Source organism: Lapidilactobacillus mulanensis, assembly GCF_003946215.1.
Lineage (GTDB): Bacteria > Bacillota > Bacilli > Lactobacillales > Lactobacillaceae > Lapidilactobacillus > Lapidilactobacillus mulanensis.
The window spans coordinates 55,849-82,002 of sequence record NZ_RHOW01000003.1 but is presented as its reverse complement, the minus strand read 5'-3'; the positions used below and the strand labels follow the sequence as shown (position 1 = coordinate 82,002).

Genomic DNA, 26,154 nt, shown 5'->3' with positions numbered 1-26,154 from the left:
AGGGTTTATATGACAGTTGCACAGGTAATCATTGATATTCCTGCTCAGCAAACAAATCGCCCTTTTGATTATGAAATTCCGCAAGAGTTAGAAGATATTGCCATCCCTGGCGTGCGCGTCTTGGTTCCTTTTGGATGCGCGGGACATTTACGACAGGGATTTATTTGGCATACGGTAGATCATTCTGAATTTTCTGGCAAGTTAAAACCGATTGCGCAAATTTTAGATCTTGATCCTGTCTTGAATTCGGAAATGTTGTCATTGGCTGATTGGCTAGCAACCGATACGTTCTCGTTTCTGATCAGTTGTTTGCAGACAATGTTGCCGAGCGCACTACGAGCTAATTATCAACGCCGCTTTTACTTGAATACGCCATTAGCAACAGACGATCCGTTAAATACGTTGCTAGATAGCGATGACAGCGGTCTGATCCCCGATAAAATTGAGCCTTCATTGCTAGCAGAAATCAAGCGACTAGAGCGTGCCCAGCAATTAAGAATTGAGTATCAGATTTCTCAACGCACGAAGATTAAACAAGAGAAAAATTATACTGGTATTTTGAAATCTGCAGAATATGAGCAACTTCGTGGACATGCACGAGCGAATGCGGTTCAGCAAATCCAGTTATTGACTTTTCTCAGTGTTTCGCCGAGTTTCAGCGGCAATCTGCATAGTTGGGTCACCAAATTACCAGAGTTAAGTACGGCAACTTTAAATAACGCCGTCAAAAAAGGTTGGTTAAAGTCCGAAAGTGTTGAAATTTACCGCCAACCTGAATCAGGCTCGGTGATTGCACCCAAACAAGTCTTGACTGATGAACAGCAAGCTGCTTATGATGCGATTATCGGTGCCATTCAACAAAAACAAAATCAAACTTTCTTGTTAGAGGGTGTGACTGGAAGCGGTAAGACCGAAGTTTATTTAGATGCGATGGCTTATGCCTTACATCTTGGTAAGACAGCGTTGATGTTGGTTCCAGAAATTTCATTGACACCACAAATGGTCGAACGTGTTCAAAGTCGTTTCCCTGGTAAGGTTGCCGTGCTACATAGTGGGCTCTCTGTTGGCGAGCGTTATGATGAATGGCGGCGGATCGAGCGTGGTGAAGCGACGGTTGTTGTCGGCGCACGCTCGGCTGCATTCGCGCCGCTGACCAATATTGGCATTATGATCATGGATGAAGAACATGAAGGTAGCTATAAGCAAGATGATATGCCACGTTATCATGCCCGTGATGTGATTCAGAAGCGTGCGGAGACGTATCATTGCCCAGTGGTATTAGGAAGTGCCACGCCGTCGCTAGAATCGCGTGCGCGAGCACAGAAGGGCCGTTATCAACTGTTGCGTTTGACTAAACGACCTAATGATATTCAAATGCCCACGGTCAATATTGTCGATATGCGCCAAGCTAAAAAAGTTTCCGGCAAGACTGATCTATCGTTGAAATTAATCGAAGAAGTCAAGCAACGTTTGGACAAACATGAACAAAGTGTCTTATTGTTAAATCGACGCGGTTATGCCAACTTCGTGATGTGTCGCGATTGCGGTAATGTAATCAAGTGCCCTAATTGTGATATTTCGTTAACATTGCATCGAGACATCCACGCCTTAAAGTGTCATTATTGTGGACATCAAGAGCCTATCCCAAACGAATGTCCAGCCTGTCACAGTCATAATATTCGTGATTATGGGGCAGGGACTCAAAAAGTTGAACAAGAAATTCAGGAAATTTTCCCAGAAGCGCGTATATTAAGAATGGATGTTGATACCACTTCTCACAAGGGTGGTCATCAACAGATCATTTCTAAATTTGGTCGTCACGAAGCCGATATTTTATTAGGCACGCAAATGATTGCTAAGGGTCTTGATTTTCCTGACGTTACTTTAGTCGGAGTGATTAACGCAGACACTTCGTTGAGCTTGCCGGACTTTCGCGCGAGTGAACGAACTTTTCAATTGTTGACACAGGTCAGTGGTCGTGCAGGACGTGCCGAAAAACTGGGCGAGGTTTATATTCAAACTTTTAACCCTGATAATTACGCGATTCAATTGGCAGCTCGGCAGGATTACGAAACCTTTTATCAACAAGAGATGCGCCTACGTCATCAAGGTGGCTATCCACCATATTTTTATACGATCTTGATTTCGGTCAATCATCGCCAAGAAGATCAGGCAGTCAAAAAAGTTTACCAAATCCAGCGCTGGCTCCAACCTCAATTATCTCCCGAAGCAATCGTTTTAGGACCAACGCCAAGAATGATCACGCGGGTCAACAATCAATATTATTATCAATTGATCATCAAGTATAAAAACGAACCACGTTTGCTAGCAGCGTTGCAGACACTTATAATGAAGATGCAAGGAAAAAGTAGTCAAGGTTTTCAACTACGCATTGATCGCGAACCACTACAGTTTATGTAATTCGATTAAGGAGCTCAACAATGACAACAATCCTATTTATGGGTACCCCCGAGTTTGCTGTTCCAATATTACAAGCATTAGTAAGTAATGCCGACTATCAAGTTTTAGCAGTTGTGACCCAACCAGATAAACCGATCGGGCGCAAACAAGTTCTAACCGCATCTCCAGTAAAAGTTGCGGCACAGCAGTTAAGCTTGCCCATCTATCAACCTGCAAAATTAACGAAGAGCGACGAATTGGCGCAGTTAATTGCAATGACACCAGATTTGATCGTAACGGCTGCCTTTGGTCAATTCTTACCGAAGTCATTATTGGCGGCAGCAAAAATTATGCCGATCAATGTACATGGCTCGCTCCTGCCACAATATCGTGGTGGTGCGCCGATTCAGCGCGCAATCATGAATGGTGACACCGAAACTGGTGTAACTATCATGGAAATGGTTGCCAAGATGGATGCCGGCGATATGTTCAGTCAAGTCAAGGTACCGATCACACCAACAGACACGAGTGCAGATGTTTTTGCTAAATTAAGTTTGGCCGGCCGTGATTTATTACTAGAAACCTTGCCAAAAATTATTGCTGGTTCAATGGTGAAAGTGCCTCAAGATCCAGACAAGGTCACGATTGCACCTAATATTGCTGCCGAAGAAGAAAAACTTGATCTGAATTTAACCGCCTTACAATTAACGAATAAAGTTCGGGCGTTGAATCCAGATCCAGTTGCCTATTTAGTTATAGATGATCAGCGCGTCAAGATTTGGGCGAGTCATCCAGCAGACCTGTCGACGAGTTTGGAGCCAGGACACGTTGTCAAAGCTGACAAAAAGAATTTATGGTTGGCTGCAGGCTCGGGTTCAGTTTGGGCCATCGATAGTTTACAACTGTCAGGTAAAAATAAAGTTTCAGTTAGTGATTTTATGAATGGGAATGGCCGCGAATTAGTCGCTGGTCAAATGGTGGTTGAAGCTTAATGCGAAAAAAATCAGCACGATATTTAACAGTTACCTTACTAGAAGGCATCGAAAAACAACATCGTTATGCCAATTTAAGTTTAAATCATTTATTGCAAAGTGAAGACTTGTCAGAAGTTGATCGTCATTTAGTGACTCGACTGGTTTACGGCACGATTCAGTGGCAATTGCGCTTGGATTATAATTGGAAAGCATTTGTGAAGCACCCAGAAGATCTCCCTTTGTGGATCAAGGTTTTATTACGCGTATCGCTTTACCAGATGTTCTTCCTTGATAAGGTACCAGCGCACGCGATCTTGAATGAAGCCAATGAAATTGCCAAGACACGTGACCATGGTCGCTATACAAAACTGGTCAATGCTGTTTTACGCCATGTTCAACGCAATGGTGAACAGGATTATCAACTGATTCAAGACGATGAGCAACGGTTGAGCATTACGCACAGTATGCCGCTTTGGTTGACACACCGTTTGGTTGCTCAATATGGGTTTGAACGCTGTGAGTCAATGCTCGAACAAGTTAATCAGCCTCCACGTGCAGCGGCGCGTGTAAATACCGAGAAGATTTCTCGGGAAGATTTGTTAGCTGAGCTAGGTGATGAGTTACCCGATTTGAAGCCTAGTCAGTTAAGTCCATTTGGGATTACCGCTGAAGGCGGCAATTTTGCGCAACAGACCCAGTTCCAACAGGGTGAATTGACCGTTCAAGATGAGAGCTCAATGTTGGTCGCACCAAGTCTGCAGCTTAAACCTGGTTACCAAGTTTTGGACGCTTGTTCAGCACCCGGTGGTAAAACAACACACATTGCCAGTTATTTGGAAGCTCATTCTGGTGGGCGTGTCATTGCCTTAGACATTCATCAGAATAAACTGAATTTAGTGGCTGATAACGCTCAGCGGATGGGTGTTGCTGATCGAGTTGTGACCAAGGCGTTGGATGCGCGACTGGTAGACAAAGAATTTAAAGACGACTATTTTGATCGTATTTTAGTGGATGCTCCTTGTTCTGGTTTGGGATTAATGCGGCGCAAGCCAGAAATACGTTATGCCAAACAAGAGCAAGAGATTGCTAATTTACCTAAAATTCAATTGGATATTTTATCCGCAATGGCAAGTAAAATTAAAGTCAATGGCTTAGTTGTTTATAGTACTTGCACTATTTTATCGGCCGAGAATCAAGACGTGGTTGAAAAATTCTTGCAACTACATCCAAACTTTGAGTTAATTAAAGTTCAAGCCGCCGAAGAAATTAATTGGACTGGCGATCAAAAACTATTTCAATTATTAATGGATGATTATCAGACAGATGGTTTCTTCATAGCTTGTTTAAAACGAATAAACTGAGTGGTGCAAAATTATGGATATTGTATATTTAACGGACATTGGTAAACGACGCGCGAATAATCAAGATTATGTGGCGGCTTTCAAGAATCAGGCCGACGTTGTATTTGCAGTTGTTGCTGATGGTATGGGTGGTCATTTAGGCGGCGATGTTGCTTCCGAGATGGCTGTTTCTCAAATTGGTCATGATTTTAAGGAGACAGATATTTCGACTGCCTTTGATCTTAATGACTGGTTATTAAAAGAATTAACGTATGAGAACAATCGTATTATCGATGTCTCAAGCAAGTTTTCTGATTTAACTGGGATGGGAACGACATTTGTTGCACTCATGATCAGTGGTAACCGTTACTTAGTCACTAATATTGGTGACAGTCGTGGTTATTTACTGCGCCACGGTGAATTGCAGCAGATCACTGAGGATCATTCGTTGGTCAATGAGTTAGTTAAATACGGTAAAATCAGCCCAGAAGAAGCACGTAGCCATCCGCAAAAGAATGTCATCACAAGAACTTTAGGTGTCTCAAAGGATGTGCAACCTGATTCTAGTAATGACGTTTGGCATCAAGAGGATCTTTTCTTGCTTTGCAGTGACGGATTAACAAATATGCTGACCGATGATGCCATTCAAGAAATTTTAAATACAGAGGGCGTTTCTCTAAAAGAACGCGCTCAACGTTTGATCGTACAGGCAAATGCAAATGGTGGTCGTGATAATATCAGTGTGTTATTACTGCAACCTGGTAAACAATCAACGGAGGTAGATGATCAATGATGGAACGCGGCTACTTAGTTTCTGGCCGCTATGAAATCCTTGATACATTAGGCGAGGGTGGTATGGCTAATGTTTATGTGGCCGAAGATACCATTCTCCATCGTGAAGTCGCCGTTAAAGTTTTACGAATGGATCTGCAACATGATCAAGCGACGATTCGAAGATTTCAGCGGGAAGCTAAAGCAACTAGTGAATTGTCACATCCCAACATTGTGAGTGTTTACGATGTGGGCGAGGATGGTGGCATCCAGTATATTGTCATGGAATATATTGATGGCAGCAATTTAAAGACTTACATTGAAAAAAAGTTTCCGTTTCCCTTAACTAAAGTGATTTCGATCATGACTCAGATCCTCTCGGCGGTGCAATTGGCGCATAGCAGAGGAATTATACATCGCGATTTAAAACCGCAGAATATTTTGATCACGAAAGATGGTCAAAGTAAAATTGTTGATTTTGGGATTGCTGTCGCGCTCAGTGATGAGTCGGTTACACAAACGAATTCCATGCTTGGCTCTGTACACTATATTTCACCTGAACAGGCACGCGGTAGTTTGCCGACACCACAATCTGATATTTATGCATTAGGTATTATTCTCTACGAGTTACTGATTGGTAAGGTTCCTTTCGCGGGAGACTCAGCCGTCACGATTGCGCTCAAACATTTCCACGATGATATTCCGTCGATTCGTAACGTGAACCCGGATATTCCGCAAGCATTAGAAAATGTCGTCTTAAGAGCGACTGCGAAGGATCCCAAGCAACGGTATCAATCGGCAAACGAGATGTCGGCTGATTTGAAAACCTGTCTGGATCCAGAACGAGCTAATGAACCAAAATTTATACCAGTAGTCGATCAAGATTTATTAGGTGAGACCAAAATCATGCCGAGTCATCTCGATGAGCAAATACCGGCTGATTTTTCTGCAAAAGAACAAGTAACACCATCAAGCGATTCACCAACAAAAAAGCCTGCTAAATTACCTAAGCAAAAAAAGAAAATTCGCTGGCCGTTAATTGTTGGCATTGGTGTTTTGTTGTTAGTTGTCATTGGTATATTTGTTGCATTGATCGTCACTAACCGTGATGTTGACGTGCCTGATATGGCAGGAATGTCGCAAAGTGAAGCTAAAACAGCTTTGGACAAAAATGATTTGGAACTTGGTAAATTGCAGTATGAATACAGCGATAAGGTAGCAAAGGATTTAGTGATCCGCAGCTTGCCGGCTAAAAGTAGTTCAGTGAAGAACGGTTCTAAAGTAGGACTTGTGATCAGTGAAGGTGCCCAAACCTATACACTCGGTAATTATCGCAAGAAAAGCTACGACACAGTTGCCAAAACTTTAGGCAAACTCGGGTTTATTGTCAAACGTAAAGAAAAATCGTCCACGACAATTTCTGCAGGCGAAATTATCAAGCAAAGTATTGCCAAGGGTAAAAAAGTGGTGCCTAAAGAAACAACAATCACGTTGACTGTTAGCACTGGTTTACCAACGCTGACACTGGAAGACTATGTCAATGATGATTATGAGACCGTTCAAACTAGCTTGGAAAATAAAGGTTTGACCGTTACAAAAGAAGAAGCAACTTCAAACACGGTTGACGCAGGAAATATTATTGCACAAAGCTTGCCCGCTGGCACCGAAGTTGTCGCAGCTGAAACAACCATCAAATTAACGGTTAGTACTGGGAAACCCAACGTCACACTGGCTGATCTAGTTGCGGGCGGTTATACGCAGGATAAAGCCAAAACTTATGCAGCTGAAAATAACTTGAAGCTATTCGTTGAGACAGATTATTCCGATGATATCGCGAGTGGTTTGGTCATGTCACAAAGTCCGGCCGCTGGAACGAGTATCGAGCCAGATGCAACGTTGACGATAACGGTGTCTAAGGGAAAAGATCCGAATAAAGAAACAACATTTTCAAAGACGATCACGATTCCTTATCAGGTCGCAACAAGTTCTTCCAGTTCAAGCGTGAGTTCTTCGACACCTAATACGATCCAAGTTTATATTGGGGATGACAAAAACAATCTCAACAGTCTGTATCGGACGTTAGAAATCAGTAAAGACACTGATCTAACATTGAATTTTACAGTCAAGGGAGATTCGACTGCGCAATATCGAATCGTTCGTGATGGGACGCAAATCGCTCAAGAGAGTGTATCTAAATGATGAATGTGGGGAAGTTATGCAATCAGGTAAAATAATTAAATCGATCAGTGGCTTCTATGATGTACAGCTTGATGATGGTTCAATTATTCGGACACGAGCACGGGGAAATTTTCGCAAGCAAAAAATCAAACCGATTGTTGGCGATCTCGTTGATTTTGAGGATGCTTATTTGCTGGCCGTAAAGCCGCGTAAAAATTCGTTGGTACGGCCACCGGTTGCAAACTTAGACGTTGCTATAGTGGTGATGAGTGCCGTTGAACCGGATTTTTCAACGAATTTATTGGATCGTTATCTGGCATATTTAGCAGCTAATCAAATCGACGCGGTTATTTACATGAGCAAGGGCGATTTATTGTCGGCAACGCAACGAACTGAAATTCAGCAAGTCTTGCTGGCATACGAACGGATCGGTTACACGGTTTGCCAAAACGATGCTGAGAGTCAGAGCCAATTAGAAACGTTGGCAGCAAACAAAATCTTGATCGTGATGGGACAGTCTGGTGCGGGTAAATCCACGTTATTGAATCGCTTGTTGCCAGATTTAAAGTTGGAAACGGCGGAGATTTCTTCGAGCTTGAATCGAGGAAAGCACACCACACGAACGGTGACCTTATATCCATTCGGTCATAATGGCCTGATTGCGGATACGCCTGGATTTTCTTCCCTAGATCTCAGTGAAATTGAGCCCACTGACCTGACCCAATATTTTTTAGAGTTTGCAAAAATTGGTACTGGTTGTCGGTTCCGCGGTTGTCAACACATTCAAGAACCGGATTGTGCCGTTAAACAAGCAGTTGAAACCGGTGAGATCGCACAATTTCGCTATGATAATTATTTGCAATTACACCAAGAGTTGAGTCATCTGCGACCAACTTATCGTAAATCTTCAAAGCAGAATTGAGGCAGGCTAATGAGTGAACATGTCGTTAATTTGTTATTAGGTGGTCCTGTGGATTTAATTCCCTCGGCAGAAGTGAAACAACGACAAAATGAAACCTGGATCGGCGTTGATCATGGCAATATTTATTTGCTCGATCAACAGATCGTTCCGAAGATTGCGGTGGGCGATTATGATTCGTTGGATTCTTCAGAGCTGCTACGGGTCGAAAATACGATCAGCGATGTTCGTTATGCGCAAGCCGAAAAAGATTTTACCGATTCGCAGTGGGCTGTGGCAACGGCTTTTAACGATCTCGGTGCGACCCAGGTCAATATTTTCGGCGCGACTGGTGGTCGTCTTGATCATGAGCTCGTTAATTTATTTATGATGACCGATCCGAAAATGCAATCTTGGCTTCGGCAAGTTCGATTGATCGATACGCAAAATCAAATCGACTTTTACGGCGCAGGGGAGTATATACTCGATTATCAGAAGGACTATCGTTATTTAGCTTTTGTTAATTTGACGGCTGTCAGAAATTTAAACTTATGGCAAGTGAAGTATCTGCTGAGCAATTTTTCTGCAGCCTATCCAGTTTCTTGGTCAAGCAATGAATTTTTGCCCGGTAAATCAGCACACTTTAGTTTTGAGAGTGGGATTGTGGCTGTTATTTTAAGTCGAGACAAACATTGTAATCATTGCTAACGAGCCTAATTAATTTGAGATCTAATCTTAGAATTGATTATTTTTTTAAAGAATTCTTGATTTACGCAGATTAAACTTTAAGTTTGGCTTGTAAAATGTGGTTATATATGATAAATTAATTCAGTGAGATTTATTAAGAAAACATAACCAAAGGAGGTTCACAAATGGCTAAAGATTTTATTACAGGACGTAAGACAAGTTTTGGTAACAAGCGTTCACACGCTTTAAACTCATCTCGCCGTACTTGGAAGCCAAACCTTCAAAAGGTTCGTATTTTAGTTGACGGCAAGCCTAAGCGCGTTTGGGTTTCAGCTCGCGCACTTAAATCAGGTAAAGTTACCCGTGTCTAATAATCTGAACAACTTTGAACAGTAAAAAGATCAGCCAATTTATGTGGTTGATCTTTTTTTGTGATTCTGCACTCTGATTGAAACGTGCTGTGCAACACTGAAATCTAGCGTCTAAGCAACTAAAACAAAAAATTAAAATGCCAATTTTCAGCTTTAGTTATCTTAGTCGTAGATTTCAACCCGTGTTGCTCCGCACTCTTATTTTGAAATCTCTTTTTTCTATGCTAAAATAAATTTAGGTGTATAGTTGTGTTATTAAATTGCTAATAGGAGGCCACTCATGGCAGTTAAAATTAGATCTAAGTTTGGCGAAATCGATATTGCTAATAATGTCATTGCCACAGTTGTCGGTGGTGCTGCAACGGATATTTATGGTATCGTCGGAATGGCTAGTAAGAATCAGATTCGCGATAATTTGAATGAAATTTTGAGACGCGAGCATTATTCGCGCGGTGTTGTTGTGCGCCAGGAAGATTCTGGCGTGGCAGTTGACGTCTACATTATCATTGCTTATGGTACTAAAATTTCAGAAATTTGTCGCAATGTTCAAGATAAAGTTAAATACAATCTTGAGTCGATGCTGGGAATGGCAGCAAACTCAGTCAACGTATTTGTACAAGGCGTTAAGGTAATCGGCGAGTTAGATTAGCCATTATCAGCAAATTGTTCTCAGGAGGAATAAATAATCGTGCAGTTAAAAGAAATTCAAGGCAAGCAATTTCAAGATATGATTCGAGTTGCTGCCCATCGTTTAGGGCGTAATGCTGAGTTTGTCAATTCATTAAATGTTTTTCCCGTGCCTGATGGGGATACTGGGACTAATATGAATTTAACCGTTAAATCCGGTGCTAAAGCAGTCAACGAAACAAACAGTGAAGATGTCGGTTTATTAACTAAAAAATTTGCTAAGGGGCTCTTAATGGGCGCCCGCGGCAATTCAGGCGTGATCACTTCTCAACTGTTCCGTGGATTTGCGAAGAGTACAGAAGGCAAAGAAAAGTTGAACGCCAAAGATTTGGCCAGTGCTTTTACTGGTGGCGTTGAAACTGCCTATCAAGCCGTGATGAAGCCGGTTGAAGGGACGATCTTAACTGTTGCACGTGAGGCTGCAAAAGCTGCGCTGCTGAAAGCTAATGAATCCGATGATATTATTGAAGTTGTTAAGGCGCTGGTTGAAACTGCAAAAACCGCACTTGCATCAACTCCTGATTTATTACCCGTTTTGAAAGAGGTCGGTGTCGTCGATTCTGGGGGCCAAGGCTTAGTTTTTATTTACGAAGGGTTCCTAGAAGGACTGACCGGTGAAACGGCTGAGAAGGACGTTTACGTGCCAGATGAGGCCGAAATGGATGAGATGGTCAATGCCACTCATCATCAATCAGTTCAGAGTCAACTTTCGACGGCCGATATTAAATTTGGTTATTGTACAGAAATGATGGTTGAATTGGGCCAAGGTTCTAAACCTACTGAAAAATTTGATTATCAAGTTTTCCGCAACTATCTCAATGAGTTAGGCGATTCTTTACTGGTTGTTGCTGACGAAGAAGTTGTTAAAGTCCATGTCCACACAGAACATCCGGGACAAGTTTTGGGCTATGGTCAGAAGTTTGGCAGCCTAGCTAAAATTAAAATTGATAATATGCGGATCCAACACGAAAATATTATTGAAAAAGACGAACCACAACCAGTTAAGGGGCCACAGGAATGGGGAATTGTTGCCATTGCTTCTGGTGAAGGTGTGGCAGAATTATTCCGTAGTTTAGGCGTTACTTATGTGTTGAGTGGTGGACAAACCATGAATCCTAGCACGCAAGATATTGCTGAAGCTATCAAGGCAACCAACGCAAAAAAAGTTTTGGTTTTACCAAATAATGGCAATATTTTATTAGCTGCGAAACAGGCACAAGAAGTTGTTGAGCAGGAAGTCGGGATCGTCCCAAGTAAATCCATTTCTCAAGGGATGACCGCATTACTTTCCTTTAATCCTGAATCTAGCATTGACGGCAATGTTGCTGAAATGACCGACGCCTTGGCAATGGTCAAGAGTGGTCAAATCACCGAAGCTATTCGCGACACCGAAATTGATGGCTTACAGATCCACGAGGGCCATTTTATGGGGATCGTTGATGGTAAGATTCTTGTCGATAATGCGGATCGTTTACAGGCATCGATCGAAACCGCAACGAAGATGTTGGATGATGAGAGTGAAATCGTGACGATTATTATCGGACAATCGGGTAGTGAGCAAGAAGCGCAACAAATCGCTGATGCGGTTACTGCCGTTGATGATGAGATCGAGGTTGAAATTCATCAAGGAGATCAACCAGTTTATCCATATTTGATCGCGGTGGAGTAGTTAACTGAATTGATAGGTTCGTTGGAATCAATAATTGGGACCGAGGCAGAAAGCAATTGTGCTTGAACTCTGTCTGGTCCTGTTTTTATGGAGGTGATTTAATGCGGCTGAATGACTCAGTCGGCGTGTTGACAGGTGTTGGTCCGAAAACAGTGACCGGTTTAAATTCATTGGGAATTTTTTCGATCCGAGATCTGTTATTTTATTTTCCATTTCGATACGACGATTTACAAGCTCGTCCGTTGGCGGAGTTAGCTGATCAAGAAAAGGCGCTGTTTAAAGGGACTGTGATCAGTGCACCCGTCGTGAGTTATTTTGGGCCGCATAAAGTTCGCCTCAATGTTCGCTTGTTGATCGAACAAACAGTCGTGATCGTCACTTTTTTTAATCAGCCTTGGTTGAAAGATAAATTCTTGCCAGATGAGGAAATTGCGGTCTACGGCAAATGGAACGAGAGTCGTAAAAGTGTCGTTGGTTTAAAAGTGATCACGCAAAACACGCAAAATGAACTCGATCCAATTTATTCAGTCAATAAACAGATCCGACAAAAAAAGTTGATCGAGCTGATTCAATCGGCCTATCAAGAAACCGGCGAATTGCTTATTGATATTGTCCCGGAAAATATTCGTCAGCATTATCGGTTGTTAACGGATTCTGAATTGGTGCGGCAAATGCATTTCCCAAAAACGATTCAGGAATCTGATGCTGCCCGGCGCACCGCAATTTTTCGGGAGTTTTTCTTATTCGAAGTCAAGATTCAACAAGTCCGCCAGACGAATGGTCAAGTCGATGATGGGTTACAATTAGCTTACGATTTACCCTCGCTGAAAGAATTCATTGCGACATTGCCCTTTGCGCTGACAGGCGCGCAGAAACGTGTGGTCAACGAAATTTGCGCCGATTTAAAATCACCTCAGCATATGAATCGTCTTTTGCAAGGCGATGTTGGTTCAGGTAAGACAGTGGTGGCAGCACTTGCAATGTTTGCTGCAGTTACAGCAGGCTATCAAGCGGCGTTAATGGTACCAACAGAAATTTTGGCCGAGCAACACTATCAAAAACTGGTTAAATTATTTGCACCGATGAAAGTTCACGTCGCGTTGTTAACTGGATCGATGAAAGGACCCGAGCGGCAGAGTTCACTGACTGAAATTGAAACCGGTCGTGCCAATATTGTGATCGGCACCCACGCATTGATCCAAGACACGATCAATTATGCTAAGCTTGGGTTTATCGTGATCGATGAGCAACATCGCTTCGGTGTGAATCAACGGCGCTCACTACGAGAAAAAGGGTTGAATCCTGACATTTTATCTATGACTGCAACACCGATCCCTAGAACTTTGGCAATCACAACTTATGGTGAAATGGATATTTCCACGATCGATGAATTACCTGCTGGTAGGCGACCGGTTGAGACAAGTTGGCTTAAAATCAATCAAGCTGACAAAGCCTTGGCATTGACGCGGAATCAACTTGATCATGGCGACCAAGCATTTGTGATCGCACCTTTGATCAGTGAGTCGGATAAAATGAGTTTACAAAATGCTGAAGACTTGTACGAAAAGTTGTCAAAATATTTTGCACCCAAATATCAAGTGGCCTTGCTTCATGGTCAAATGAGTTCGGATGAAAAAGCGGCAACCATGGCATCTTTCAACCGTAATGAAATTCAAGTGTTGGTGGCAACCACGGTCGTTGAAGTTGGTGTGGATGTGCCCAATGCGAATATTATGATCATATACAATGCGGATCGATTTGGATTAGCTACGTTGCACCAATTGCGCGGTCGCGTTGGTCGGGGTGATCGACAAGCCTTCTGTTATTTAATTGCCGATCCTCAAAATGAAGTGGCAGTTAAACGCATGGAAATCATGACGCAGACGAATAATGGGTTCACTTTAGCAGAAGCCGACTTGAAATTACGCGGACAAGGTGATATTTTTGGGGATAAGCAGTCTGGTTTGCCGGAGTTTAAAATCGGTGATCCAGTGGGTGACAATAACAGTCTAGTCACGGCTCATCAAGTTGCCCTCGAGTTATTTCGTGAGGATCCACAATTAGAAGCACCGCAGAATTTACAACTGAAACAATATTTGTCTGAATTAAAAGATAACGAAAATTTTGATTAGGGGATGAGCATATGAAGATTGCGGTAGATGCAATGGGTGGCGACCACGCACCAGAAGTCGTTGTGAATGGTGTAATGAAGGCACGTGATCAATGGCCTGATCTCGAATTTATGATGTTTGGTGATCGTGCCAAAGTTGAACCATATTTGACTGACGAAACACGTATTGAATTTGTGCAAGCAGATAGCCAAATTCTTAATGAAGATGAGCCAGTAAAAGCGGTTCGCCGAAAAAAAGATTCTTCAATGGTCATGGCAGCACAAGCGGTCAAAGATGGAAAAGCCGAAGCACTTTTTTCATTAGGAAATACGGGTGCGTTATTGGCGACAGGTATCTTCGTGATCGGTCGGATCAAAGGCATCGAACGGCCGGCGTTGATGCCTTCATTGCCAACAGTTAATCCCAACAACATGGTCAATTTACTCGACTGTGGTGCCAATGCAGAAAGTAAAGCCAGCTATCTGGAGCAATGGGCGTTAATGGGCACGATTTATGCGCGCGACATTCGTAACATTGCGAAACCGCGAGTGGCGTTGCTCAACAACGGCACTGAATTTGACAAGGGTGATCCCTTACATCAGGAAGTTTATCAACGGTTAGAAAAAAACCCAGCGATTAATTTCGTGGGTAATGTTGAATCGAGTAATTTGCTACAAGATAAAGCTGACGTGATCGTTTCTGATGGTTTTACAGGTAACGCCGTTTTAAAAGCAACTGAAGGTATGGCTAGTTTGTTGTTGAAAATGATCAAAGATACTTTATTAAACAGTGGCATTGGTGTTAAACTAGGGGCTGCGATGATTAAACCAGCTCTGGGCGAGATTAAAAATCGTTTTAGTATATCTGACAATGGTGGTGCAGTTTTACTAGGCGTCAATGCGCCTGTGATCAAAACCCATGGTGGTTCAGATGAAGGCGCGGTGATTTCAACGATCGGCCAGATCCGCGAGATGCTCGCTAAGCAAACGATTCCGCAAGTCATCAATTATTTGAAGGAAAATCCGATCAAGTAATGATGAAGTATCAGTAACAAATCGACCAGAACGAATTTCAGGAGGACAATAATGACAGAAACAGAAGTATTTGATAAGATCGCCAGCTTGATTGCCGACCGTTTTGAGGTTGATCAAAGCACGATCACGCGTGACACAAATATCAAAAATGATTTATCCGCAGATTCAATTGATTTGGTTGAGTTTGTCTTGGAATTGGAAGATACATTTGACGATGAAATTCCAGATGAAGATGCTGAAAAAATTATTACAGTTGGTGACGCAGTTAAATATATTGATGCGCACCAAGATAAGTAATTTATTGAGATTTAAATTGGTTCAAAGGCCGGGCTCTGAATGATCAAAGTGATCATTCAGAGCTTTTGCGTTTTGTTGAGCTTAAGTTTATACATTGCCCATTCTAAACGGGCTGTACAACCCTGAAATTTCGTTTTGGTTGTAATTGTTTCTTAGGGTATAATGTAAATTGTGGTATTCTGTAGTTTTGATCGCGCCGAAGGTTTGAACTTGATGTCTAAGTGATTAGTTTTTTAATTAATAAATTTAGCCATGTCTTTCAATTGTGCTTCGGTAGCTTGTTTAGGAGATGACCAATATGGTAGCAGCAGAATTTGTCAGCGAGTTGCGGGCAAAATATGGTGTTGAGTTTAAAGACCTTGGTTTGTTAGATGCGGCTTTTACACACGCTTCGTTTGCAAACGAGAATAAAGAATTAGGTTATGGCAATTATGAGCGTCTAGAATTCTTGGGTGATGCGGTGATGGAATTAGCTGTGTCAGACTATTTGTTTGAGAATTATAAGCATTTACCAGAAGGCAAACTTACTCGGTTACGCGCCGCAATTGTTAAATCGTCGAGCTTTTGTCAATTATCGATTGATTCTGGTTTTCAACCCTACATTCGGTTAGGCGTCGGTGAAGAAAAAATGGGTGCGCGCTCACGAGCAGGATTGCTTGAGGATGTTTTTGAAGCCTTTAATGGCGCGCTATATTTGGATCAAGGCATGCCAGCTGTGGTTGCTTTTTTGAAGCAGGTTCTTTTCCCAAAAATTGATGCTGGTCAATATTCCTATGATACGGATCATAAAACCAGATTGCAGGAATATTTACAACGTAATGGTGAACGTAAAATCGAGTATGTTGTGATGAAATCTGAAGGCTCTGCCAACGAGCGGGACTTTCTAGTCGAATTACGTGTTGACGGGAAGCCGTTGGCACAAGGTGTCGGCCAAAATAAAAAAGCCGCCGAAAAAAATGCGGCGGAAACGGCATTAAGCCAGTTACAAGAACATGAGAATGGGTAGGAAGATCAATGCCGCTAAAATCACTGATGATCAACGGATTCAAATCATTTGCAGATAAAACTATAATTGAATTTACAACCGGGATCACAGGAATCGTCGGCCCTAATGGTAGTGGGAAGAGTAATATTACCGAAGCCATTCGTTGGGTGATGGGTGAACAGTCGGCTAAGAGTTTGCGGGGCAGTCACATGCCGGATATTATTTTTGCCGGGAGTGCGCTACGTCCTGCTTTAAATCGGGCCGAAGTTACGCTGGTCTTTGATAATCGCGATCATTCTTTGAAGACTGATCAAGCGACTGTGGAAATTTCTCGGCGTTTATTTCGTGACGGCACCAGTGATTTTAGACTTAATCACCGGAGTTGTCGTTTGCGTGATATCAGTGATTTATTTCTTGATTCAGGTTTAGGCAAAGAAGCTTTTGCGATTATTTCGCAGGGCCGAGTTGAAGAAGTTTTCAATAGTAAACCTGAAGATCGGCGAACGATTATTGAAGAAGCAGCTGGCGTTTTTAAATTTAAACAGCAAAAAAAGCAGGCTGAATCCGAATTGGCCGTGACCAATGAGAATCTGAATCGGATCGCCGATATTGTTTCTGAATTGGCCGGACGCGTGGAACCTTTGTGTAAACAAGCCAGTCGTGCAAAGGATTATCAGCGCCAAAAAGCAAGCTTTGATGAGTTAAATCAACAAATTTTAGCGCTTGAGTTAGCTGATCTGCACCAACAACAGAATCAACAAATTCAGCGGCAACATGAACTGAATGAGATCTCCCAAAAAATTGATCAGCAAACTCAGACGGTCAGTCAGCAATTGACCACAGCGCGCGAAAATTCTGAAGCTATCAATCAGAAAATTGAAGCCCATCAAGATCAGTTAGTCGAGCAAACACGTCAGCAAGAGAGTTTGAACGGTCAGATTTCTTTGTCGCAGGAGCGCGCGACTTATCACCAGACTAATTCAGAATCCTTACAGAAACAACTGGCTGAAAATGAAGCGGCTAGTGCGACACAAGTTGATGTTATCACGCAAACGAAAGCTAAACTCGTGACAGCACAGACTGAAAATGATCAACTCACGGCGCAATTGTCTCAATTGCAGACGCAACAGGGTGAAAATCAGGAGGATCTTGCACAGCAAGTCAACGATTTGCGTGCCGATTACATCGAACAATTGCAAAAGCAAACGACGATCCGCAACGAGATCGTTTTTGGCCAAGATAATCTGAACAAGTTGACGGCTCAGCAACAACAGGCTGAAGAAGATTTAACCAAGTTGCAGATGCAAAAACAAGCCTTACAAGCAACTGTGCGTCAATTACGAGAAGTTGACCAACAACAAGCCGAGCAGCAACAAGCTCAGCAGCAACAATTAACTAAACTTGATCAGCAATTAGCTGAAGTACGGCAAACGATCACCGATAAGGAACAGAGTTGGTACCAACAACTCGAACAATTTCAACAACAAAAAGCACGCTATCAGAGTTTGGAAGAATTAACAGCCGATCACAGTGGCTTTTACCAAGGTGTGCGTGCCGTTTTAAATTCAAAAAATAAATTATCTGGATTAATCGGTGCAGTGGCAGATTTATTGCGGGTTCCTGCGAAGCTGCAGTTTGCAATCGAACAAGTTTTAGGCTCGCAATTGCAACAAGTCATCTGTGAAGATACACAAAGCGCGGAACAAGCAATCAGTTTTTTAAAGGCACAACGTTTGGGACGCGCAACTTTCTTGCCATTGACAACGATTCGCCCGCATTATTTAGATCGTGGTCTTTTACAAACCGCACAGCAGTCGGCTGGGTTTGAAGGCGTCGCGGCAGAATTAATTCAGTATGATCCTAAGCTGAAAAATGTGATCGATCATTTGTTGGGAAACATTTTAGTGGTTGATCAATTATCTGAAGCCACTCAATTGGCTAAGGCGATTCATTATCAAACCCGGATCGTAACATTGGACGGGGATATTTTAACACCTGGTGGCGCGATGACTGGTGGTAAAACGAAGCAACAACGCAACGGATTGCTGAGCCGCCAACAAGAATTGACCCAATTGAAAGCAACAATCAAACAACAACAGGGTGAATTAAATACCTTGCAGGCAACAATTAGTGCAAGCAAGGAGCAGTCCACGCAATTGAGTGGTCAACGTATTGCGCTCGAACAAAAGTTACAGGCCTCTGCGAAATCAGCGAATGTTGCCAAACAGTATGTCACCGAGCAAGAACAGAATTTACAACGATTGGAACAACAAATTAAGATCGAGCAATTGACTCAGGAACGGCATCAATCTGAATGTGTTGAATTGCAGCAACAACTCAGGGACAAGTCAACTGAACAGCAGACGATTGCTGCAAAGATCGATGCGCAAAAAGAGACGATTGCCCACACACAAGAGCGGCTGACTAATTTTACCGCCCAGCAAGAGACTTTAACTGGACAAGTCAGTGAATTGAAGACAAAATTTGCAGTGGCACAGGCATCTTTGGCTAATGTCGTTGAGGAGCAGCAACGACAAGAAACCGAATTGAAGAATTTGCAGCAACAACATTCTGAATTACAAGAATCCTTGCGTGAATTAACCGCCAATCAACAACAAACACAGCTTAGTGCACATCAAGTTGCTGAACAGTTGCAAAAATTAACGGCGACAATTTCCGCATTGAAGGCTAAATTGGCACAGTATAAACAAGAACGGCAAGCACTTGCAGATCAAATTGAAGCGTTAGAACCACAAACGCAGCGACAATATCAGTTACAAAAGCAAACAGCTAGAGAGCAAGAAGAAGTCGCCGTCGCGTTGAATTCACTGAAATTGGAAATGAATACGCGTTTGACCACATTGCGTGAAGACTATCAATTAAGTTTTGAAGCGGCCTATCAGAATTTAGCGGCTGATCATCAGTCGCTTGATGAACTCAATTCTGCCTTAAAATTAGTGCGAATGACCTTACGCGATATTGGGCACGTTAATCTGGATGCCATTGCTGAATTTGACGAGGTCAATGAGCGTTATGAATTTTTGTCGAAGCAACAAGATGATTTGATCACGGCACGGACCGAATTATTGAAGACGATGGGAAATATGGATCAAGAAGTTTCTCAACGTTTTTCAACGACATTTACAGCTGTGAATCAGGCCTTTACGGATATTTTTCCAAAAATGTTTGGCGGCGGTCAAGCTAAACTAGAATTAACGGATCCGGGAAATTGGCTCACTACCGGAATAGAAATCAATGCGCAGCCACCTGGCAAGAAATTACAGAGCCTCAGTTTGTTATCCGGTGGTGAACGAGCATTGACGGCGATCACGTTGCTTTTTGCAATCTTAAAAGTGAAACCTGCACCTTTCAGTATTCTTGATGAAGTCGAGGCGTCTTTGGATGATGCTAACGTCGATCGTTTTGCCAATTATTTGCGGCATTACGAAGATCAAACGCAGTTCATTGTGATCACGCATCGTAAAGGCACCATGATGCAAGTTGATCGTTTATACGGTGTCACGATGCAAGAATCAGGTGTCTCAAAAATCATTAGCGTGTCATTGACCGATGTTGAAGGCGAACAATTAGTTTCAGGGAATTGATTGGTTAGAACATCGATTCTCACAGCTTATTGTTAATAATACGAGGAGGTATGTAAATGGGATTTTTTGATCGGGTAAAAAAAGCGTTTGGTGCTAAACCCAAAGCAGATGAAGAAAAGCAGTCTGAAGAAGCAGAATTAAAACAAGAAGCGGTATTAGACTCAGAGGGTTCAGAAACAAGCGAACAAGCCGAAAAAATGTCGGAAAATTCGACCGTTGAAGATTCTGAAGATGTTACCGAACAACAAGAATCAGAAGCGTTCACTGAAAATGATTTGGAGGCTGTTGAGGTCGAATCTGAATCGACGACGACACCTGATTCTGAGCAAGAAGCAACACACGCTGAACAATCGGTTGTCCAGTCTGAAGAAATTTCATCAGAAGATCGAGTGGAAACTTCTGATGACAATGAGCAGGCACCAACAGACCCAATAGTAGATGAAACGTCAAAAGTCGCTTCAACAGATCAAGCAACTGATTCGACTAGCGAGTCAAGTGTTGAAGTCGACGAAGATTTAACTGAAGCGCAGGAACCCGACGAAGATTCAAGTGAACCTCTTGACTCTGACGCCGATGAATCTGACTCGGTGGCGGAATATGATCAAGGCTTAGCCAAAAGCCGTACTGGTTTTACGGCTCGATTAAATAAATTCTTAGCTAATTTCCGTTCTGTCGACGAAGATTTCTTCGAAGATCTGGAAGAAATGTTGATTGAAGCTGATGTTGGTTTTGACACAGCGATGACGATCAGTAATCAGTTGCGTGAAGAAGTTAAATTAAAAAATGCCAAGACTAAAAAGCAAGTTGGTCAAGTCATTGTTGAAAAAATGGTCGATATTTACGGCGAAGCCGGCGAGCAAGAAGACAACACGCTTCATTTTGCTGAAGCTGGTGAGCCCACAGTTTACTTGTTTGTTGGTGTCAATGGCGCTGGTAAAACGACGACGATCGGCAAATTGGCGGCGAAATATCACGATGAAGGAAAAAGTGTTCTGTTGGCTGCCGGCGATACATTCCGCGCCGGGGCAATTGAGCAACTGGCCGAATGGGCGCGCCGCACAAAGACTGACATTGTGACTTCTAAAGCGGGCGCAGATCCAGCGTCAGTTATTTTTGAAGCGGCCAAGAAGGCCCACGCAGAGAACTATGATATTTTGCTTGTTGACACCGCGGGTCGCTTACAAAATAATGTGAATTTGATGAACGAGTTGGCAAAAATCAAACGCGTTATCGTGCGTGAATTACCCAATGCCCCGCAAGAAGTCTTATTGGTTTTGGATGCCTCAACCGGTCAAAACGCTTTAAATCAAGCCAAGCAATTTAGCAAGACGACAGATGTGACTGGGTTGATTTTAACGAAGTTAGATGGCAGTTCGAAGGGCGGAATCGTCATCGCCATTCGCAACGAGCTGCATCTACCCGTTAAATTAGTTGGCTTAGGTGAAAAAACGGCGGACTTACAATTATTCGATCCGGCCAAATATGTTTATGGACTCTTCAAGGATTTAATCGAGGACTAATCGCAATAGGCAAGTGAGGAAAAATCAATGGCAGTGGAATCAAACGAGCAAATCAATGAATTGTATGATTTTTATCATGAACTGCTGACTAAGAAGCAAGCGACTTACTTGGATCTTTATTATGCTGAAGATTATTCATTGGGTGAGATCGCAGAACAATTTAGCGTGAGTCGCCAGGCAGTATATGATAATATTAAGCGAACCGAGAAAACTTTGGTCAAGTATGAAGAGAAGTTACAATTGATTGCCCATTTCCGCCAGGAGCTGAGTTTGGTCAATCAATTAAATGATTTAGTGACACAACATTATCCAGAAGATGAGACGCTTAAAGAACTTGTGGCGAAATTTGAAAATTTAGTTGATGCCCAGTAAGGATGGTAGAAGATGGCTTTTGAAGGTTTAACACAACGACTGCAGAATGCATTTAACGGTTTGAAACGTAAAGGTAAGGTTAGCGAAAGTGATGTTCGCGATGCAATGCGAGAAATTCGTTTGGCACTGCTTGAAGCCGACGTTAATTTTGATGTGGTCAAAGAATTCGTCAAGACCGTACGTGAACGCGCGGTTGGTACCGAAGTTTTAAATAGTTTGACCCCAGCGCAACAAATCGTCAAAATTGTGCATGATGAATTAGTGAAGGTCATGGGCGATGCCGCCGTGCCTTTGAACAAGTCACCACACATTCCAACGGTGATCATGATGGTCGGGCTGCAAGGTGCCGGTAAAACAACGACGGCTGGTAAATTGGCTAAGCGTTTAGTCGATCAAGAAAAAGCACGTCCATTAATGATTGCGGCCGATATTTATCGCCCCGCCGCCGTTGATCAATTAGTGACGATCGGGCAACAACTAGATGTGCCTGTTTTCGAAATGGGAACAGATCATGACCCTGTCGAAATCGTGAAACAAGGGTTGGCACAAGCTGCTGAAAATAAAAATGATTATGTGATCATCGATACTGCCGGTCGATTAGAAATCGACGAACAGTTGATGCAGGAATTGAGCAATATCAAGGCACTCGCGCAACCAAATGAAATCTTGCTGGTTGTCGATTCGATGACTGGTCAAGTGGCAACTCAGGTGGCAGAAGGATTTAATCAGCAACTCGACATCACCGGTGTTGTCTTAACGAAGTTGGATGGCGATACCCGTGGTGGTGCAGCGCTATCGATTCGCACGGTCACTGGCAAGCCAATCAAGTTTGTCGGCCAAGGTGAAAAATTAGATGCGTTAGATGTCTTCTATCCAGATCGAATGGCCGATCGAATCTTAGGCATGGGCGATATGATGACCCTGATCGAAAAGGCGCAAACCGATTACGATCAAGAGCAAGCCGAAAATATGGCCCGCAAGATCCAAGAGAATGATTTTGACTTCAATGATTTCGTCGATCAAATGAGTCAGATTCAAAACATGGGACCACTTGATGAAATCATGAAGATGATTCCAGGTATGGCCAATAATCCTGCACTCAAAAATGTGAAGATGGATCCCAAAGACATCGATCACATCAAGGCAATCGTTTATTCAATGACGCCTAAAGAGCGTCGCGATCCAGACTTGCTCAATCCCAGTCGCCGTCGCAGAATTGCCGCGGGTTCTGGTCGTAGTGTCCAAGAAGTCAATCGTATGATCAAACAATTCAAACAGTCACGCGATATGATGACTAAGATGTCAAAAGGCAATATGAATGGCATGGAAAATATGTTTGGCAGTGGCATGCAAGGCAAAATGGGTAAGATGGCTATGAATTCGATGGTCCGTAAGCAAAAGAAGAACAAAAAGAAACGATTGAAGAATGCCAAGCGGTTTAAATCTTAGGATTTTAGCTACCTTCGGCAGAAGCTGCTTCAGAAAGTAATATGTCTGTTGCGGAGTTTTTTGTGAGAGCTTTTTTCGGGCTCAATTAACGTGATTAAAAATCTTAATCTACCTGCGGCAGAAGTTGCTCCAGAAAATAGTGGGACGTTGCTGTGGAGACGGCTGCAGGATTTCCAAAGACCGGAAATTCTTCCGCCTGAAATGTGAGCTCTTCCAAAACCGGGAAGATCTCACATTTTCTCTTTCTGTAAACTCACAAAAACTGTTCGTTAACAGAAATACCACTGCAATCCAACTATTTTCTTCCGCAACTTCTGCCTAAACTTATTTCGTTTAGATTATGATCTGAATAACAGGGTTCCTTAAGCGTGATTGACATTGTTGCCTTTGCTGGGAATAGTTCAGCTTAAAAGTCGGAACGATAATCAAGTCCGCCTTTCGTCTTCTAGAAATTAAAGTTGCGGTATAAGTCAGTTGCACAGGACTAGCCGTTGACTAGAGCCAGCACTATAAAACTGCCGAGATGAGTCAGAACGCGGAAGAAAAAGTTGCGACTCGCAGTGAAATTGTTCTTGCGGGACCAAATAATTTATTAAATCTTCTCAGATAAGTTGCGCAATAATTCAGTTATCCACCAAGCCCAAGTCCCGCTAGAACAAGGGTGATCTTCAAGACTTTTGCGGTTTTCAAAAGGCTTGAAGTCATCCCCACAGCGAGGCGCAACATTTTTCTGCAGCGTTCTGGCGGAACCAAACTAAATCCCACCTCATGTAAACAAAGCCTTCATGAATTAGATCAAGGGTTTAAAAGTCATCCTTACATTTTTCAAGCTGTAAAGAAAAAACTCTTTACATTCAAATTAGATACTGGTATATTATTAATGTTAGTTATTTTTAGGAGGAAATTTATTTATGGCTGTTAAAATTCGTATGCGTCGCATGGGTTCAAAACGTCGTCCGTTCTACCGTATCGTTGTTGCTGATTCTCGCGCACCTCGTGATGGTCGCTTCATTCAAGAAGTTGGTTACTACAATCCAATCAGTGACCCAATCCAATTGAAGTTAGAAGAAGACGTCATCTTAGACTGGTTACAAAAAGGTGCACAACCTTCAGATACAGTTCGGACTTTACTTTCTTCAAAAGGAATCATGAAGAAGTATCACGAATCACGCTTCGAAAAGAAGTAGTTGACGATGAAATCAGCAGATGTAAGTGAATTAATCAGCGCAATTGTGAGGCCATTGATTACAATGCCAGATGAATTGACAATTAATACTGTTGACGATGAGCGTTTCACAACTTATAATTTGTCACTCGATCGTAAAGATGTTGGTCGAATTATCGGCAAGCAGGGACGGGTTGCTCAGGCAATTCGGACGTTGATTTACGGCATTCGCTTAGATAATGGCAAACGTATTCGCTTAAATATTGTAGACAAGTAAGACTTTAGGGCTCATCACTAGTATGAGTCCTTTTATTATGGTGAGGTTTAAAATGACGAATTATTATGAAGTTGGCAAGATCGTAACCACCCACGGTTTGAAGGGTGAAGTTAAGGTTGCAGCCACGACAGATTTTCCGAATGAACGCTTCAAAAAAGGAGCGACGCTTTTCTTCCAGATGAACGGGCAATGGCAGCCATTGCATGTTGCTTCGACGCGTCCACATAAAGGCATGTATTTACTGACTTTTGCTGAGTATCAAGATATTAATGATGTGCAGCACTTACTGCAGCAAATGCTTTACGTAGACGAGGCGGATCAGCAAGAATTAGCGGCGGATGAATATTATTATCGCGATATTGTCGGCCTGACTATCATTGATCAAGCAACGAATGAATCGATCGGCAAAGTTCGCGAAATTTTAGCGCCTGGTGCTAATGATGTTTGGGTCGTCGCACGACCTGGTCAATCCGATTTATTACTGCCATTTTTAAAATCAGTCGTTCTTAAAGTCGATGTTGCTAACAAAACCGCATTGGTCGATATTCCTGAAGGATTAGATGATTAACTATGCAGATTGATATTTTAAGTTTATTTCCAGAAATGTTTGACGCGATGAATTATTCATTGATCGGTCGCGCGCAAGAAAAAAAGCTACTAAACATTGATGTGACCAATTTTCGCGATTACACTAAAAGTAAACATCATAGTGTCGACGATACGCCCTATGGTGGTGGTGCGGGGATGCTATTAGAAGTGCAACCGATTGCTGATGCGCTAGCACATGTTGAACAGACGCATGGTCATGCCGATCGAACAATCATTTTAGATCCAGGTGGTCGTCCGTTTGATCATCAATATGCAGTCGAACTTGCCGAATGTGACCATCTTACTTTTATTTGCGGTCATTATGAAGGTTTCGATCAACGTGTTTACCAAATGGCGACGGATCAAATCTCATTAGGCGATTATGTTTTGACCGGCGGTGAGTTACCTGCGATGGTGATGATCGATGCGATCAGTCGACAAATTCCGGGTGTTTTAGGAAGTCAGGAGTCTGCAGCGACCGATTCGTTTGCCCAAGGGTTACTTGAATACCCGCAATACACACGTCCGGCCGACTATGAGGGCCGCCAGGTGCCAGAGGTACTTACGAATGGGAATCATCAATTAATTGCCCAGTGGCGTTTAAAAGCGGCAGTTTGGCGGACGCTAAAACAACGGCCAGATTTACTCGAAGGCATTGAAACTCCAGAAATAAAAAAGTTGATTCGTGAATTGAACGCTCAGGAAGACTTGTCAGACTTCACTGATTTATGATAGAATATAACATTGGAACAGTAAGTTGCGTGATATTTCGTTGC

General features: G+C 42.6%; 22 protein-coding genes. All 22 read left to right on the top strand.

Features of this window, described 5'->3' with window-relative positions; translation table 11 throughout:
• Positions 1-9 precede the first annotated feature (9 nt).
• Positions 10-2,421, top strand: coding sequence for a primosomal protein N' (gene priA / locus EKM67_RS01520; RefSeq protein WP_125576571.1), 2,412 nt, complete (start codon positions 10-12; stop codon positions 2,419-2,421).
• 20 nt (positions 2,422-2,441) lie between these two features.
• The gene (gene fmt, locus EKM67_RS01515) at positions 2,442-3,392 is read left to right on the top strand and encodes a methionyl-tRNA formyltransferase (RefSeq protein ID WP_125576569.1); all 951 of its coding nucleotides are present in this window, start codon (positions 2,442-2,444) and stop codon (positions 3,390-3,392) included.
• Positions 3,392-4,735, top strand: a complete 1,344-nt coding sequence (gene rsmB, locus EKM67_RS01510; protein ID WP_125576567.1) for a 16S rRNA (cytosine(967)-C(5))-methyltransferase RsmB — start codon at positions 3,392-3,394, stop codon at positions 4,733-4,735. Before fmt ends, rsmB begins: the two co-directional genes overlap by 1 nt.
• A gap of 13 nt (positions 4,736-4,748) precedes the next feature.
• Positions 4,749-5,507: a Stp1/IreP family PP2C-type Ser/Thr phosphatase gene (locus tag EKM67_RS01505; RefSeq protein ID WP_125576565.1), complete on the top strand. Its 759-nt coding sequence runs from the start codon at positions 4,749-4,751 to the stop codon at positions 5,505-5,507.
• On the top strand, positions 5,504-7,684 hold the full coding sequence (gene pknB, locus EKM67_RS01500; RefSeq protein ID WP_125576563.1) for a Stk1 family PASTA domain-containing Ser/Thr kinase: 2,181 nt from the start codon (positions 5,504-5,506) through the stop codon (positions 7,682-7,684). Before EKM67_RS01505 ends, pknB begins: the two co-directional genes overlap by 4 nt.
• A gap of 16 nt (positions 7,685-7,700) precedes the next feature.
• Positions 7,701-8,585, top strand: coding sequence for a ribosome small subunit-dependent GTPase A (gene rsgA, locus EKM67_RS01495; RefSeq protein WP_125576561.1), 885 nt, complete (start codon positions 7,701-7,703; stop codon positions 8,583-8,585).
• Between the two features lie 9 nt (positions 8,586-8,594).
• Entirely contained in the window at positions 8,595-9,269 is a 675-nt protein-coding gene (locus EKM67_RS01490; protein ID WP_125576559.1) for a thiamine diphosphokinase, read from the top strand.
• A gap of 164 nt (positions 9,270-9,433) precedes the next feature.
• Positions 9,434-9,619: a 50S ribosomal protein L28 gene (gene rpmB, locus EKM67_RS01485; RefSeq protein WP_057823002.1), complete on the top strand. Its 186-nt coding sequence runs from the start codon at positions 9,434-9,436 to the stop codon at positions 9,617-9,619.
• A 280-nt stretch (positions 9,620-9,899) separates the two neighbouring features.
• Positions 9,900-10,268, top strand: coding sequence for an Asp23/Gls24 family envelope stress response protein (locus tag EKM67_RS01480; RefSeq protein WP_125576557.1), 369 nt, complete (start codon positions 9,900-9,902; stop codon positions 10,266-10,268).
• 39 nt (positions 10,269-10,307) lie between these two features.
• Positions 10,308-11,975, top strand: a complete 1,668-nt coding sequence (locus EKM67_RS01475; protein ID WP_125576555.1) for a DAK2 domain-containing protein — start codon at positions 10,308-10,310, stop codon at positions 11,973-11,975.
• 101 nt (positions 11,976-12,076) lie between these two features.
• Complete coding sequence (gene recG, locus EKM67_RS01470) at positions 12,077-14,107, top strand: ATP-dependent DNA helicase RecG (RefSeq protein WP_125576554.1); 2,031 nt, start codon at positions 12,077-12,079, stop codon at positions 14,105-14,107.
• Positions 14,108-14,118: 11 nt separating this feature from the next.
• Entirely contained in the window at positions 14,119-15,120 is a 1,002-nt protein-coding gene (gene plsX, locus EKM67_RS01465; RefSeq protein ID WP_125576552.1) for a phosphate acyltransferase PlsX, read from the top strand.
• Positions 15,121-15,171: 51 nt separating this feature from the next.
• On the top strand, positions 15,172-15,417 hold the full coding sequence (gene acpP, locus EKM67_RS01460) for an acyl carrier protein (RefSeq protein ID WP_125576551.1): 246 nt from the start codon (positions 15,172-15,174) through the stop codon (positions 15,415-15,417).
• Positions 15,418-15,715: 298 nt separating this feature from the next.
• On the top strand, positions 15,716-16,423 hold the full coding sequence (gene rnc / locus EKM67_RS01455) for a ribonuclease III (protein ID WP_125576549.1): 708 nt from the start codon (positions 15,716-15,718) through the stop codon (positions 16,421-16,423).
• A gap of 8 nt (positions 16,424-16,431) precedes the next feature.
• On the top strand, positions 16,432-20,007 hold the full coding sequence (gene smc / locus EKM67_RS01450) for a chromosome segregation protein SMC (RefSeq protein ID WP_125576546.1): 3,576 nt from the start codon (positions 16,432-16,434) through the stop codon (positions 20,005-20,007).
• A gap of 56 nt (positions 20,008-20,063) precedes the next feature.
• Positions 20,064-21,527 (top strand): signal recognition particle-docking protein FtsY, encoded by a 1,464-nt coding sequence (ftsY, locus tag EKM67_RS01445; protein WP_125576544.1) that lies wholly within the window; start codon positions 20,064-20,066, stop codon positions 21,525-21,527.
• Between the two features lie 27 nt (positions 21,528-21,554).
• Positions 21,555-21,899, top strand: coding sequence for a putative DNA-binding protein (locus EKM67_RS01440; protein WP_125576542.1), 345 nt, complete (start codon positions 21,555-21,557; stop codon positions 21,897-21,899).
• Between the two features lie 12 nt (positions 21,900-21,911).
• Positions 21,912-23,348: a signal recognition particle protein gene (ffh, locus tag EKM67_RS01435; RefSeq protein ID WP_125576540.1), complete on the top strand. Its 1,437-nt coding sequence runs from the start codon at positions 21,912-21,914 to the stop codon at positions 23,346-23,348.
• A gap of 911 nt (positions 23,349-24,259) precedes the next feature.
• Positions 24,260-24,535, top strand: a complete 276-nt coding sequence (rpsP, locus tag EKM67_RS01430; protein WP_125576538.1) for a 30S ribosomal protein S16 — start codon at positions 24,260-24,262, stop codon at positions 24,533-24,535.
• A gap of 6 nt (positions 24,536-24,541) precedes the next feature.
• Positions 24,542-24,790 (top strand): KH domain-containing protein, encoded by a 249-nt coding sequence (locus EKM67_RS01425; protein WP_125576536.1) that lies wholly within the window; start codon positions 24,542-24,544, stop codon positions 24,788-24,790.
• A gap of 52 nt (positions 24,791-24,842) precedes the next feature.
• Positions 24,843-25,358, top strand: a complete 516-nt coding sequence (gene rimM, locus EKM67_RS01420) for a ribosome maturation factor RimM (protein ID WP_125576534.1) — start codon at positions 24,843-24,845, stop codon at positions 25,356-25,358.
• Positions 25,359-25,360: 2 nt separating this feature from the next.
• The gene (gene trmD / locus EKM67_RS01415) at positions 25,361-26,110 is read left to right on the top strand and encodes a tRNA (guanosine(37)-N1)-methyltransferase TrmD (protein ID WP_125576532.1); all 750 of its coding nucleotides are present in this window, start codon (positions 25,361-25,363) and stop codon (positions 26,108-26,110) included.
• The last annotated feature ends 44 nt before the right edge of the window (positions 26,111-26,154 follow it).